Annotated in this window: 8 protein-coding genes; 1 reads left to right on the forward strand and 7 read right to left on the reverse strand. The window is 44.7% G+C overall.

The window, feature by feature from the left end; genetic code table 11:
* Positions 1-129 precede the first annotated feature (129 nt).
* From GON05_RS31445 to GON05_RS39105, 6 genes are all read right to left on the reverse strand, one after another.
* Entirely contained in the window at positions 130-477 is a 348-nt protein-coding gene (locus GON05_RS31445; RefSeq protein WP_157324967.1) for a helix-turn-helix domain-containing protein, read from the reverse strand.
* Positions 474-1,424 carry a hypothetical protein gene (locus GON05_RS31450; protein WP_157324969.1) on the reverse strand — a complete coding sequence of 317 codons (951 nt, stop codon included), beginning with the start codon at positions 1,422-1,424 and terminating at the stop codon, positions 474-476. Before GON05_RS31450 ends, GON05_RS31445 begins: the two co-directional genes overlap by 4 nt.
* A 33-nt stretch (positions 1,425-1,457) precedes the next feature.
* Positions 1,458-2,123: a YoaK family protein gene (locus GON05_RS31455; RefSeq protein WP_157324971.1), complete on the reverse strand. Its 666-nt coding sequence runs from the start codon at positions 2,121-2,123 to the stop codon at positions 1,458-1,460.
* Positions 2,124-2,169: 46 nt separating this feature from the next.
* Entirely contained in the window at positions 2,170-3,783 is a 1,614-nt protein-coding gene (locus tag GON05_RS31460; protein WP_157324972.1) for an ATP-binding protein, read from the reverse strand.
* Positions 3,784-3,951: 168 nt separating this feature from the next.
* Positions 3,952-12,594, reverse strand: coding sequence for a cadherin-like beta sandwich domain-containing protein (locus tag GON05_RS31465; protein WP_157324974.1), 8,643 nt, complete (start codon positions 12,592-12,594; stop codon positions 3,952-3,954).
* Between the two features lie 505 nt (positions 12,595-13,099).
* Positions 13,100-13,309 (reverse strand): hypothetical protein, encoded by a 210-nt coding sequence (locus GON05_RS39105; protein ID WP_157324976.1) that lies wholly within the window; start codon positions 13,307-13,309, stop codon positions 13,100-13,102.
* 376 nt (positions 13,310-13,685) lie between these two features.
* Here GON05_RS39105 and GON05_RS31475 point away from each other — a divergent pair, with 376 nt between their 5' ends.
* Positions 13,686-14,876, forward strand: a complete 1,191-nt coding sequence (locus GON05_RS31475; RefSeq protein WP_309491801.1) for an MFS transporter — start codon at positions 13,686-13,688, stop codon at positions 14,874-14,876.
* A 70-nt stretch (positions 14,877-14,946) separates the two neighbouring features.
* Here GON05_RS31475 and GON05_RS31480 read toward each other — a convergent pair whose 3' ends face one another.
* A complete protein-coding gene (locus GON05_RS31480) occupies positions 14,947-15,246 on the reverse strand; it encodes an ArsR/SmtB family transcription factor (RefSeq protein ID WP_157324978.1) in 300 nt (99 codons plus the stop codon).
* Positions 15,247-15,298 lie beyond the last annotated feature (52 nt).

A 15,298-nucleotide genomic window follows, 5' to 3' on the forward strand; every position in this document is an offset into this window, starting at 1 on the left:
TCAGAAGAACGGTTATTCTAAATTATAAAGTTCTTCCAAGAATTTTTCAACTATTGATGAATTAATATGAATTTAAATCTTCTAAAGTTGAATTTCATGACACAACTGAAAAAGGAAAGCCTTTCTTCCTTATTTTCGAAAAAATGAACGAAGCCAATCCGCCAGCAAATCTCCCTTCTTATAATAGATTTCATCCTTTACTTTATTGTTGATGGCACTCCATATTTCAAGTTCAGTTTCACTTAAGTTATGAACCTCATTTTGATCATCATCAACAAATTGGGCGAAGTAGTCCAATGGAATTCCGTAGAACTTTGAAATGTTGGCCATGATTTCAAACGAGGCCGATTTTCTTTGCCCTTTTTCAAGCAGACTCATATATTGTAAGGTTATTCCGGTCGCGGAAGCCGCTTCTTCCAAGGTTAGTCCTTTCTTTTTACGCAAACGTCTTAATTCTTGACCCAGTCGCTGACTCATTTGTATCCTCCTGTCGTAAGAATTCTTTTTAAATTGAATACATAATACCAACTGATTACCGCTTCTAAAATCGTGACCCATATTTCCTCAAGAAAGAGTGGGGACTTTTTGTATTTCCTTAACTCGCAGTGGATCCATTCATGCACCAGTGTATCCAGTTGCTCCGGATAATCCAGTTTATGATCAATCACAATGATACGTTTGTTCGGATAATAGACTCCCTTTATGGAGCCCAAATCCATCAATAGAACCTGCAGCTGAAGTCTTGTACCAATGAGAGAGATGAGCTGCTTGACATGTGATTCGTTCACTTGCATCCTTCTCGAATGACAGACTTTAACTACAATTAAATACGCCAAAAAAGATGACATGACGACGGGATAATTGAAATAATTGAATACGGCCATATAAGGAAAGATGACACCGATTTCAAACCAGGACGGTATGAACGTTGAAACGACTGGCGAGGTGGTCAGCTTACCGGACTCAAAAAACGAGAAAAAGTAAGCGAGCACCCAGTTTACCACAAAAAGCAGAAATAAGGTTCCCAACCGACTGATGTAGGAGTGCGATGTCCAATTATAAAATGAATTGCCCAAAACAATGGTAATCAAGCTGATTGACAAGGACGGTAGCAGATCATACCAGATGCTAACCCTTCTTTTCAACCAAATGATCACCGCATCCGGTATAAGGTAGAAGAAACTATATAAAATCGAGTGTTTTGCAAAAATAATGAGGCCGATCACGATGATAAAATAAGGCAGCCAAATCTTATTGAAAAGATGCATATAAATCCGTTCGATGATGGCTATCGAAAGGAGGAATAAGACAAGCAGCCAGTTGATTTTTGCCGGGAAGGTGATGCATTCAGAAACTATCACTAGCGCAATCACTGGAAAAATGAATAAGTATGATTTTGGCCCCAGAAATTTTGTCTTATTCATGCATACCCCTTTGTATGAGTTCTTCTCATCATTTTAACGAAAGCGAATTGCCGCCATTGTCACAAGCCCGACCAACAGAGCAACTGGTATCCAGATGGACGCAAAAAGCGCGTGCGGTTCCAAAACAGCGGTAATTACCGCACCAAGGCAATAAATGGCTACCGCCCATGTGCGCAACGATGCGTCTGCAGTAAAACGATTAACTCGGCGAAAATGAGCAATGGTATCCTCAATGACATTCGCCAGATTATTGGTCAAAACGGTCGTCGAAATTCCAGCCACTTTCAAATGTCTGGCGACTGTCGTTTGCATGCCCATCCCCATGCTCAATAGTAAAATGAGGATATATAAGTTCCTGTCGCTGTCTCCCGCGTAGGAGAGCAAAGCTGCAATTAAAAGCAGAAGAGCTTCGCTGCCTAACGCAGCCGTTACTCCTCTAGACCAAATCTGCTCTTCCCGACCTCGCTTCACGATCACAGTTGCGAGGGCGATACCGGCAACAAAACCAATAAAAGCAAGAATGGAGCGAAGCACAGCTAGCGGCTGCGCTTGCCCGATAGCGATTCCGATTAGCACAAGATTACCTGTCATATTAGCTGTGAAAACATGTCCCAGTCCCAAATAGCCGATCACATCAACGATGCCCGATATCAGGCAAAGCACCAGGACTGATCCGTTAAGGTATGTACGTGTTGGCAAAATTCATCAATCCTCCCATCAATTAATATGGCTAGGATCAGTTAAATCATGCTTGAAGTAATGGCAGCCGAATTTCTACTAAAGTTCCTTCATTCATTTTGCTTGAATAGGTAATATCACCTTCATGCTGCTTAATAATCTTCTTGCAAATCATTAAACCAAGCCCAGTTCCCTTCTCCTTTAAACTGTAAAAAGGCTCCCCTAATTTCGGCAATAGCTCCTCTGGAATCCCGCAACCGTGATCTTGAATGGCAATCACACCATGACATTCCCCGTCTTTTCGCAAACAAATTTGAATTTCTCCGCCATCAGGCATCGACTCCATTGCGTTCTTGATGATATTCAGAAGCATCTGTTTTAACTGATTTTTTTCTCCGGTAATCGGGAAGTGTGTCGCTTCGTAGTTCAATTGGAATTCAATATTTTTCAGGAGTGCTTCAGGGGATAAAATCTCAGTCGTGTAATCCACAAGCTCACGTAGGTCTGTAACTGTAAGTTGTGTCAATTGAGGTTTGGCTAATGAAAGAAATTCGCTGGTAATGGCTTCAATCCGTTCGAGTTCGGATAACAGCAATTCATTGTGTTTTCTCGAATAATTGCCTTCTTTGTATACTTGCAGGAATCCCTTTATTGTCGTTAAAGGATTTCGAATTTCATGCGCAATCCCTGCCGCGAGCTCTCCAACAATCGAAAGCTTTTCTGACTGCAATAGAATTTCTTCCGCTTTTTTGCGGTCGGAGATATCGCGGCTGATGACGATGACATAATGACTACCTTTGACAGGCTGGCAGCGTGATTCAAACTCTTTCCAATGTCCTTCTTTATGTTTAAGGCGAACTTCCAATGAATAGCCTTCCTGCCCCCCAATCATCGTCGAAATCGTTTGATGAAAGATTTCCAAGTCCTTCGGGTGCACCAACATACACAATAGATTCCCTGCTAATTCATGGTGTTCATACCCTAACACAAGCTCATGGGAGGGAGAAAAATAACTCACCGTATGATTTTGATCCATAACGATGATCAAATCGGAAGTATGATTAGCAATCAGCTTGTACTTCGATTCACTTTTTTCCAGCGTCGCTTCCATATATTTATTTTGCTTATTAATTCTCAAAAGCCGATCATTCGATTCGATCAGCAAGCCGCCCAAAATGACGCCTAACATGACAAACAGAACATATTGCATATGAAATAACGGCTCGGTCAATAAAATATGAAACGACAGGATCGTTACCAAATATCCCGCAACATAAGCCATAAAAAGAGAGCCGATTTTTCTGAATTGTGAGCTATGAGACATGATTTTATGTACAACACACAAAATCATCATATTGATCATCCAGCCCATGATTGCCGGAGCCCAATTTCCACCGGAAACAAGTCTGGTAAGCAGTGAGAATAACCCGGTTATTACCCCAGGGATCGGCCCAAAATAGGCAAAAACAAGAATAACGGGCGCGTATCTAATATCGTAGGCATACCCTTGCTGCTTGATAGAAAGGATGACGAGAATAACCGAAACAACCCCAGCATAAAGGCTTGCCCACAAACTAAAATACTTAATCGGCTTTTGGTGAATAAACGAGCGGATGACCAATGGTGTACTGACAAGCAGTGAAAATATAGCAATATTGACTATAAAGTCAAATAGAATCATAACTCCCTCACTTCTGTTAAAATTCTTAAACTTGTTAGCGCATACTTCATATATTAAACCAACTCTGCAGCTTCTACCAGCAAAATAACAAGTTATGAGAATCATGCGTTTTCACACGAAAAAGCCCATGAGCAATTCATGCTCATGGGCTTTCTTGTTTAAATTTTATTAATGATTTGGTACCACGTATACACTGCCATCAGACAACGTTTGTACGGTGCCGGAGGCTGATTCAATTTCACGAAGTGCCCAATGCTCCTGCGGTACATCCGGCCAGCTCGATGACTTCACATCGGCGGTCGGCCGCTTAAACAATCGGTTCAAAATCGTTACTGCTTCCGCACGATTTAATTGTTTTTCCGGCAGGAAGGTGCCGTCGGAATAACCTTGCAAAATGCCCGCTTGCGAAGCTTTCTTAATGGCTTCGAAAGCCCAATGCTCTTGCGTATCACTGTATCCCGCATAGGCGCTACCAGCATCTCCCGCAGGAAGCAGCCTTGCAGCAATGCTGGCCATTTCCCCGCGGGTAATCGCGTCATCTGGACGGAAGCCGGTGTCATCGCCAAGCATCACACCTGCGCGCTGCATATTGGCAATGGCTTCTGCCGCCCAATGTTCTTTGGCAACGTCTGGATAACCGCTAGGTTGAGCCGAAGCCGAATCATTATTGGACTTACCAGCGCCAATACGATTCAAAATCATCGCCAATTCCGCACGCGTAATGGCCTGTGAAGGACGGAATGTGCCGTCAGGGTAACCGGATAAATAAGGTTGCAGTGCATTCGCTCCATTTTTCTGAATAATGGTAAATGTACTGAACTTACTGATCTCAATAGCAATACCGACTGGTTTGCCATCCGCATCATAACGGATTTCTCCGTGCGTTAGCACTTTTTCGCCGTCGCTATGTTCAATGTACACAGCCAGCTCATCCAAAATTTGTTTGGCCGCTGCTGCGTTATCCGGCAGGCTGAGGTTATTCAGCGGGAATACAACTTCCGTTTTGTATCCTGAATAGTTTGTCTCAATCTTGACTGGTTGACCGATAATGGAGACAGATCGATCTCCTGCATCTTTGAGCACAAGCTCAGCAGCTTGCACGCGTTTTGTTACTTCACTGCGCTCAGCTTCAACACGGACTGGAACAATTCGGAAATAAGCATCTTTTCCGTCTTTACTCATTTGCTTCAGGGACTCCGCTGATACTGTGATCTGCCCGTCAGGCAGCACCAGTTGCAGCGCCATGCTGCCACCTGCAAGCAAGTTAACCGTTTCTGCATTTAAGCTGACAATCCGCTCATCCGCAGGATTTTCTGGCAAGTCCGTTACATAAATGCGAGCAACTTGGTCATTATTCTGTGCTGCTTTTTCCAAAATCCTACGCGCATCCACGCCATCCAACTTCACCGTATCCAGCACTTTACCATCTGACGATTGGGTCCGTACGATGTTGGTTTGGAAAGTCCAACCTCCGGAACTTCCAGCAACCGTCGTTTGGCGCGTGTCAGGGCCAGAACTTGACTCCTCGATACGTTTGACATCGATGGAATAAGTCTGTGAAGACTTAAGGTCCGCTGACTCCACATTAACGATAATGGTATTGCTGCCAATTGCTAGAGCAGGTTCAAAGGTGCCGCCGCCTTTTTGTTTTACATGCTGCACCGTTACCGTTGCCTCTGGATCATTGGTAATCGCCTTAATTGTTGCGTTAGCACTTTCGGTTGTTGAAATCGTTCCGTATTTAAGCTTGTATGGTGTAAAAGCACCGTCCAAGATCGTACCTGCCTGCAAACTCGCCAGTAATGGCGGCTGCCCAGGCACTGTCTGCTTACGCAATACAGAAATGTTATATGTGAGCGTCGTCCCATCTTGAGCTTTGACCTCAATGGTATAGGTCTGTGAATCCTTCGTAAATGGAAGGGACAAGACCGCTCCGCTCGTTACCTGTTGACCATCGATATGAATTTCTGCATCCGACTGTTCAGGAACTGGCAGAAGCTTAAACTCGAGCGCTGTGTAAGGCACTAGTACCTCATAACTTTTCACTGCCGGGTTAAAATCAGCTAACAAATCAGCTCCGTCTGTAGCAAGCCCCAAGCTTTGCAACAGCGCATTGCCGCTTGGTTCCCGCCATACGGCTACTTGGTAGTTTCGTGTTTCCGCACCGTCCGGAGAGGTAACTTCCACAGGAACTTGATTCTCGCCAACTTGCAGCTGAATCGCTTGGGATGCTTGCCCGCTCTGAACGGATTGTCCTTTTACCTTAATGCTGGAACCTGCTTTCATAGCACCAGGTGTCAAGGTTACTGTGTCCACGGTGTTATCCACATAAACAGCATAGCTTTCTTCCGCCCCTGTGAAGGCTTGCGCTGGAAGCACATCGCTTTTTTGCGAAGCCGTGGCATTCGTAATCTTCAATGTAGCCAACAATGCTTCATTGGAACCTGTTCCATCAAGACTTAGCGTATAGAACTTGTCTCCTGCACTATCGGAATGCACTTTGATGGATACGGATTTTCCTGTAACAGGTACCGCGATATCGACATAACCGCTCTCAGAAACTGTCTTGCCGTCGATCGTCACGACAGAAGCAGCAGCCATCGGAACTGCATAAACACGAACGTTGTCCGAATAAGCTAAAGCTTGATAAGCGGTTGTACCAAATTGATACGGAGCCCGCATCTGTGCGTTGCCTGTTGTCAGTGCTGCAAGATCACTAGGGGTTGCCGGAATTGCTTCAGCTACACCTCGAATGACTTCAAAGCCATACTCCGTTTTGTTGCCAACCCGGTCCGTAGCCGTCATCGTGAACTGCACTCGATCCGTCGATGTTCCCCACTCCAATGGTGCGTAATAGTCGAATTTCCCTTTATCATCCAGCGGTACTTGAATACCGTTGACAACAAGCTTAGCTCCCGCGTCAGTTTGGCCGGTGATATAAACTCTGCTGGTATCTGTAACGATACCATTCAACGAAATCGGCTTGCCCTGTGCGTCATTGCCTCCGGAAGCGATCAGCATCGGTCCGGTGCGGTCAATGAAGACCTTGCGGTATGCCGTACTGCGGTCGCCGCGCTCATTCACGGCTTCAACCAATACGTTATATTCCCGCTCTTTCAATACAGCCGTTTGAAGCAAATCTTGCAGAACAAACGTGGAAGTTCCACCTGCTGCTACTTGCTCGCTGCTGCCAAGCTGCTGTCCGTTCACAAACAAAGTAATAGCTGCAGCTTGATTAGCCGTCACCTTCAAAGAGGCTTGTTCAGCTGTTGTAAGCAACAACGTCTCTTCATTTCCGTCATATGACGTATACGTTTGTTCAATCACGGGTTGTGCGCCAGCGTCAAGCGCCACAGCTAACGTTGACGGTTGCGGAACTGGCAAATCCGTCGTCACACTCGCAGATGTTGGGCTGAGCACAACACGCCCTTGCTCATTGCCAATAGCCGAGACGGCAATCTGGTACGTTGCTCCAGCCGTTAATCCAGTCATTACGGCGTTCTGCTCACTTCCCGCTTCAGGTGTTATATCCATCACCGGAACTGCCGCTTTGCCGCTCGTGCCGTCACTAACCCAGATACGATAAGCAGTCACATTACCTGAAATAGAAGCAAAGTGCAAGGATATTTCTCCATTTCCTGTAGAAAGTACCTTAGGTTGCTCAGGTGTGCTCAGTGAAATAGGCGCAGTCACCTCAACAGTTGCATCTGCAATAACATGGATCGGTGCTTTATCTGCACTTTCGCCTACTACAGAAAGATAGTAAGTTCCAGGCAGCATGGAAGTCGGAAGATCAATAGCTTTACTGCCGGAAGATGGCAGACCGCTTTGAATAACTTCTCCAACCCATTGATCGGCGCTGTCCGTTAACATCATGGTTACTTGTGCATCAGACGATGCATTCTCCATGGACCACGCAACTTGAACACGATTTTCCGCGCCAGCTACAGTCTTCACGGAAGCCTTAATCTCTGGCTGAGGGATTAGTTTCTGTATTTGCAAATCCACTTTTTTCGCGTTTTGAATCATCCATTTGCCAGCTGGCGCATTAAGGAGTGTCACGTAAAGCGTATCCTTGCCGTCGTTTACTGGATTTGGTGTTGAGACCTTCGTCTGTTCAAGCGGATCTCCGCCTGGGCTCGCACTTGATACTCGGTCTGACGCCGGCTGTAAATAAGCGTTGCCAGCAGGAGCATCAAAGTTCAGCGTGTACGGCGAACCGTCAGGTGCTGTAATCACGGTATTGGCGTTTCCGCCGCTGACCGTCAACATATAATCGCCTTTTTCGCTGATATCAAAATATTTGCTAAATCGGCCTTCCATCGTCAGTGGTTTAATCGACTTAAACTTCCTTGTCGACTTGTAGGCAACAACACTTGTAAAACTGCTGCTTACAACTTTCCACTGTCCACTCAAATCAATACCGTCCAGCAAATACGTTTTCTTCTGCTGTGATTCATCATACAGCACATTCAAACCTGGCAAACTCGGGTCCGTTTGAAGTTTGTATAATTCACCATTTGGCGCATACAGCTTCGTCTGCTCATTGGCCCCGTAAATTTCTACAATCGCTTGACCATTGTCTGTTTTGGTCATATCAAACACGGTAGGATAAGCTTGATCCTGCACCCACTGCGCAACATCCTCGATTTTCACCTTAGATGATACTGTGCTTAATACGGCGCTTGGACTTGTGCCTGCGCTGATCATCCATGTTCCGGCCTCGACCGCATCCACTAACGTGTACACATGACCATTGGCGTCGCGCAAAGCATTCCAATTTGGTTCGTTCTGTGCCGTGTTCAGACTGTATGGCCGTCCATCTGGTTTGTAAACAATAACATCGCCCCCAGCCTCACCAACGTTAAGTACGTAGCTTCCACGCTCTTTCACTGTAAATGAGGTAACCGAGCGATCCGGTGTTTGCGACCATAGATCCGCCAACTGACTCAAGTTCAGCGCTCCGTTGGCAAATAACAATTCATTCACTTGAATGTGACTATTCGTGTTTGTTGTTAGACTCCATTTGCCTGCAAACAAGGATACACGCATATAGGTCATTTGGCTGGCGGCATCATAGCTGATTTCTGGACGCAAGGTCTGCTCAAAACCTTGTCCCGATGCCGTCGCTTTTAAAACAGCAGCCCGTTGATCTCCTGTCAAGGCAATAAGTGCCGTGAAAGAACGTTCCACCGCAAAAGAAGCCGTCGACTTCCCGTTTGCAGCGTTGGTTTCCGTTGTGATCAAAGGTGTTTGATCCAGTGATGTAAGCTGCCCATTCACAATGCGTGCTTTCGCATCGGTATGCACTGGCTCCTCCGGTTGGAAAGACAGGCTGACCGGTCTTAGATCAAAGACACGCTTAAGTGGATTCGCAGCAGCGATCCTTACCTCATTGCCTTCTTTGCTCTGATTGCCCGAATCTGTATTCCTTAAGAATAATTCTTCCGCAATGTCCAACCATGGTTCTGCAGCGTCCATAAAATCGGAAACATTGTTCACGAAATCCAGACCTTTTTCCCACCAAGACTTCTTAGGCGGTTCTGCTTCCACTTCAAACAGAATCGTATTGTTATTAAACGTATACTTCAGATTAGCGCCAACGCCGTTATGTTTGAAAGTCCCGTATACACCTGTTTCATTTACACTGAGTGCAACGTTACTCACGGTCGCTCCGCCAATACGCGGAATGCCTTTTGGAACATAAACCGTTCCTTTAATCGCGCCGTTGAATCCTTTTTGGTTAAAAGAGTACGTGCCAATGGCTCCTTTGACGACTTCAAAAAGATTGATGTCGCCTTTCGTTGCAAAGCCCGGTGAAGAAAATCCTTTGATTCCAGCCGTTGCCGGATTCACTACCGTTTGCATGTTCATGTTCTTCACAGGCAGCCAATAGTAATATTCCGTTCCGCTGCCGTTAAAACCGTAGGTCGTTAGATCCGTATCAATGGAATCGGTACCGATCAGATTGAACTTGTAATTCGCCTGAGGATGCTTCATTTCAGGGACAATAACATCGTTCACAGATCCGGTGACAGCGAATTTTTGAGGAATCTGAGACATCTCAGCAAGTTTGTCCACGCTGCCGAACAGATAGTTGACTTGAAGACCTGTCGACGCCAGCTTCACTTTCTGATACATGCCAAAGTTTACGCTATCCAAACGTCCTTGTTTGGTTCTCATATTCAAATCGAAGCTTAATTTCGTATCTGGTAAGCTGCCTGTTCCCTGAACACCGACATAAGGAATGCGGCTTTCCACGACGAATTTGGTATCACTTGCTTTGATTGGGCCAACTTGAAAGCTATTTTTCATCGTAAAGGTGCCCGACAAATCAAAGCGGTTATTACGGAATTTCAGGCCATCAAACGGCACAGTTTCCTTAATCTTTTGACTGCCTACCTGCAAGCCGATTTCCAGATCACCAGTTAGGCGCAGGCCTTCTTTTGTGAAAATAAGCGAGCTTGCTTTGACGGGCATGTCCATATTCAAGTAGTCTGTCGCTTCCGAACCGTTCAAGTCGAAAGAGAACTTGTCTGACGTGATGGTGAAAGGTCCATCATGAATCGTGTAAGACAGATTCGAACCGAGTGCTCCGCCGCCATTGACGTATAAGCGGCCGTTGCCGGTTATTGTGGCTGGGGTTTTCGTTTTGTCCACGACAAGACTTGTGCCTTTAAACATGACAGAGTCGTTGATGACTACTGGTTCGGATGGATCATTAAGTACATAGACATTAGGCGCTGACGGATCTTCCGTAAACGGCCCTTGCAGACCAAGACCGTTTACTTCGTTGCTGGCAGATGTACTAGGTACGTCTACTCTGGCGAAGTTTCTTGGTTTGTAGAAGTCTAGTGCTGTTATTAGAAGACCTTCTGGGAATACATAATCTTTATAGAAATCATGCTCCAGGTGCACATCATATTTGCCCGGCGGCAATTCATCCTTCCAGGTCAATTCCAACTGACGTTCATTAATAACATTGTAATTAAGGTTATATTTGGTGCCGTCCTTACTTTGTAAATAGTAATGAATATCTGCTAAAGGTTTGCGAAGCAAATTAGGAATGCCTACTCCGACTGCAACCAATCGCTTCTTGTCTTTCACGTGCAAAACCGAAGCGCCTACGCGGTCATAATCGACATCCGGAGGCGTCATATTCGGGTCATCTTTCAAAATAAATCGTTTTATTTCCGTATAGCTTTTACCAATTGCATTCGCAGCATAGCCACGGGTTTCATACTCTTGATGCCAAGTAAGTCCTTTTAAAACAACTGTAAAGGAGCTTGTTCCTTCTTCCGTAGCTGTATAAGGTACTTGAACCCAATCGCCAACTCCCGTATCTGAGTAAGTGCGGTACTCTACCCCTCGTGCTGTAATGTCTCTAGTTCCATCATCATAGACATTCGTAACTACACTCACAGTATCATCCGTATGTTTTGGATCAAACTGAAGAATCGGATCCACCGTAAGCTTAACACCAGGTGCTGTCGGCGGTGTATAGCCATACAGCCAGGTTTCGTTCATATTGCCTGCAGGCACAGAATCAACTACTGAGCCGAAAACTTTATCCATGATACTAATTTGATCGCGACTTCCGCCAAACATGACGAAGTTTTTGCCGTCAAACGCCATGGAGGCATAACTTAGTGGGAAAGGTACCTGATTGGGAAGCCCTTGAACTTCATATACCTTTCCATCCTTATCCATATTACTTTTATACATAACCCCCGTGGAGAATTTTAAAGGAGCCGTTTCCCACACACTTCTATTCCACCCGTAGGCCATGCTCCCCCTCGTGGGAGGGTATGTGCTCGATGGTAGCTTTAATTTTTTAACCAATTCGTTATCATAAGTATGGACATAGTCGCGTTCTCCGCCAAAAAAGACAACGCGGCGCCCATCATAGGCCATCGCCTGCCCCCAACGCCCATAAGCCTCAGGACCATTCGTCGAACTCCATGACTTTGCCTCACCGTCCCACTTCCACAATAATGGTGAGCTGTCATCGTGCGTGACCGTTTTCGTTACTTTCGTACCATCACTCGTATACTCTTTCGTAATAGTGCCTGCATTTCCACCGTAAAGTACAGCCGTTTTGCCGTCAAAAGCCATCTGTCCGCCATAGGCAGCAGGCGGCTTTTCAGTAGGATTAGCTTCCGTCCAGCCTGTCCCATCCCACAGCCAAGTATCGTCTTGCAGAATCTTAGAACTTCCGCTGCCCGAATATCCGCCGAACAGAACCAACTGTTTGCCGTCGAAGGCAAGTTGAGCGCCTCCGCGAGCTGTCGGGGAGTCAGGAAGCCCTGTAACTTGCTCCCATGTCGCGTTCATACCATCCCAAAGCCAAGTATCACCCAGCAGTACGCCGGACTGACCCTCGCCTCCGAATAGAAGAACTTTCCCTGTGCCTGGATCATAAGCCATGGCTGCACCTTTGCGTTTTGGAGGAGAGCTCGCAAGGCTTAGTTGTTCTTGCCAAGTTTTTTGTTTGCCATCCCATATCCAAGTCTCATCGAAGAACTTGTTGTTATCCTGGCCTCCGAACATGACCACATTCTCAGCCATTTCGTCAAAGACCATGGAGGCACCTTGTCTAGCAGCAGGCGCAAGATTCGTTGTTACTCTGCTCCATGTATAATCCGTAATTTTTGTTGCTGGACCGTATGTATTCTGCAACACAGTGTTGGTTCCGTTAGCCACTCCTGCTGCTTGAGCTACACTCAACCCGCCGTGTAAGAGCGGTATGTACTGTAGTAGCAATGCAGCAATTAATAGCTTGGCCCATCCAGCTTTCCGACGTCTATTCAACGTATATTCCCCTTTTCATAGTTTTCATCAACTCCTACGTAAGTGCAGTTCTCCAAAACTCCTACTTAGTACCTACATTTTGTAGAATTATGTCGATGTACATAAAGTTTATATCGGCATTTTCTCACAAAATGTTTAGAAAAGTATTAGAATTATAATATTTTTTGTCGAAATAACGAAAAAGGCTTATTGCGACTTTAGATAAATTATCCTATTCTTTCACTACCAAAGTCATAGGTACAACAATAATATTGTTTCTCATTAACGTGTTTAAGAGCCTTTAGACCCATAAAAGTGTTAACTTACCAAAAAAACAAAAAAATAGGCTGACCAGTAACAACTGGCAACCTATTTTTCTCTTTCGTTCTTTTCTTTGATTTTTTCACTAGTATGTTTGAAGATTTGCTTCTGCTTCTGCTTTTGCAGCCCATCATGACAACTTCAGTTGCTCTTACCCTGCCAAATGCCCAAAGTATTGCCCCTGTTTTAGTACAACCCCATAATATTACCCCAACGTGAATAAATTGAATTTCTGTATGCCGATCCATTTTCTGTAAAACTTTCCGTGGTCCTCGAAGCGCCGACTCAGAAGTTGATTCTTCGATGCTTCATGCAGTAATCTGCTTGACAGCTCCGTGGTAGAAAGAATAGGTGAATTCCGACTCTCAATGAACGATTTATGTAGTTTCTTGTGGGCAAGCTTCGTCCAATCCATGTGAGATCCACCTTTTTCAGTATGCTTGCTCGACTTATGAAACCGACAGCACTACTAAATTTCCCCAGTTGCTCTGTCTTTATTCAGCACATAGACTCCGTATTGTTCTAAGAGACTGCCCCATTTCAGTTAGATAGTTATCAACGTATCATATCGTTATGACACTTTTGTCAAGTATTTAATCGTTAATCTGAAAACATTTTTACTCTTGACGATTATCATTTTCAATGAGATAGTTATACATGCGTCTAACTGAGAGCGAGGAGGTTATCCTTTTGTCACGATTCTAGCTTGATCCCAAGAGAAACTCATCCACATTTTTTCTGTCACTTTTCAATCAGTGATAAAAAAATTATACAAATAGGAGTGAATTTTTGTGTCTGTTACGAAATCAAAATCATTTATCATTTTTATCCTAGCTTTCGGGATCTTCGGAATCATTAATACGGAGATGGGCATTATCGGGATCTTGCCGCTCATTGCTGAAAACTTTGGCGTTAGCGTTTCAACAGCCGGATTGCTTGTCAGCCTATTCGCACTCGCAGTAGCGATTTCAGGTCCAATTTTGCCTTTGTTATTTTCAGGCTTTAATCGTAAGGGCGTTATGCTACTGGTAATCGGGCTCTTTGTGGTCGGTAATCTTGTGTCCATGTTCGCACCCAATTTTACAATAGCTTTAATCGCCAGAATTGTTCCAGCGTTCTTACATCCCGTTTACTTTTCTGTTGCCTTTACGGCAGCTGCTTCCTCTGTAAATCCGGAAATGGCTCCGAAAGCCATCGGTCGCGTGTTCATGGGTGTCACCGCGGGAATGGTTATTGGAACTCCAATTGCTTCTTTCATTGCAGACAACACGAATCTTGAGCTAGCGATGTTGTTCTTTGCTGTGGTCAATGCTTTAACCTTCTTGGCTATTCTTCTCTTCGTCCCTTCTCTGCCTGTCAAACAAAAGCAATCCTATGGCTCACAGGTTCGAGTATTGAAGAAAGGTGTTGTCTGGGCAGCCATCTTTGGTGCGATTTTTATCCTGTCTGGTATGTATGCAACATTCAGCTTCTTCGCAGAGTACCTTGGACGTGTAACGGAAATGTCTTCAAATATGATTAGCTTGATGCTTATCCTGTTTGGTTTAACAGGCATGGTGGGGAATTTGCTCGCAGGTAAATTATTAACGAATAATGCGTTAAAAACTGCCTTCGTGTTTCCGCTCGTGTTCGTTGTAAGCTATTTGGTCCTATTCTTATTTGGATCGTTCACGGTTCCTATGATACTGCTTATTGCATTGTGGGGCGTGTTGTTTACATTTGGCCTTAATATCTCCCAATATATGATTACATCTTCGGCATCCGAAGCACCAGACTTTTCTAATGGTCTTTTCGTAGCTTTTGGAAATCTTGGGGTTACCATTGGCACAATGGTTGGTGGCGCATTTATCAATGGGTTGGGTATTCAAAGTGTCATGTGGTCTGGCATCGTGTTCTTACTACTCGGGTTCTTGTCTATCCTGTTATTTATACCACTTACCCGTAAAGCCAAAATCAAAGAAGTTTCCCAGATAGCCGCATAAAATTCTCTAAAGAAAAGGTCATGAGTCGTTAGGGTTACCAACCTGAACGACTCATGACCTTTTCTTTTTATTACTCAGCTAGATTTTTTATTAGATCCTCAGAAATTTTATCTAGATATGCTTGTAGTACCTCTGGTTGAAAAGCAAGGCTCATGTATTTACCTTCGCGAATGCTCTGTATTAAACCCGCAATTTCAAGCTCCTTAATATGGTGAGAAATTGTAGCTGCACTCACGTTATGGCTCTCAAGCAACATACTGCAAGGCAGTGGTTGACTGGAATCCTTAATTTCTTTGAGTATCTGAAAACGCCGAGGTTCAGCTAATGCTCTGGATATTCTGTTAAATTGCGATTCGGTCATGTCTGACATTACGCAAACCTCCTTTTTATAATGCATATATAATTATATATTCATCTAACTG

This window comes from Paenibacillus anseongensis (assembly GCF_009757995.1).
Lineage (GTDB): Bacteria > Bacillota > Bacilli > Paenibacillales > NBRC-103111 > Paenibacillus_E > Paenibacillus_E chondroitinus.

Excerpts from the sequence above, each read along its gene's own strand:
- GON05_RS31445 (WP_157324967.1), bottom strand. The coding sequence starts at position 477 with ATGAGTCAGCGACTGGGTCAAGAATTAAGACGTTTGCGTAAAAAGAAA.
- GON05_RS31450 (WP_157324969.1), bottom strand. The coding sequence starts at position 1,424 with ATGAATAAGACAAAATTTCTGGGGCCAAAATCATACTTATTCATTTTT.
- GON05_RS31460 (WP_157324972.1), bottom strand. The coding sequence starts at position 3,783 with ATGATTCTATTTGACTTTATAGTCAATATTGCTATATTTTCACTGCTT.
- GON05_RS39105 (WP_157324976.1), bottom strand. The coding sequence starts at position 13,309 with ATGGATTGGACGAAGCTTGCCCACAAGAAACTACATAAATCGTTCATT.
- GON05_RS31480 (WP_157324978.1), bottom strand. The coding sequence starts at position 15,246 with ATGTCAGACATGACCGAATCGCAATTTAACAGAATATCCAGAGCATTA.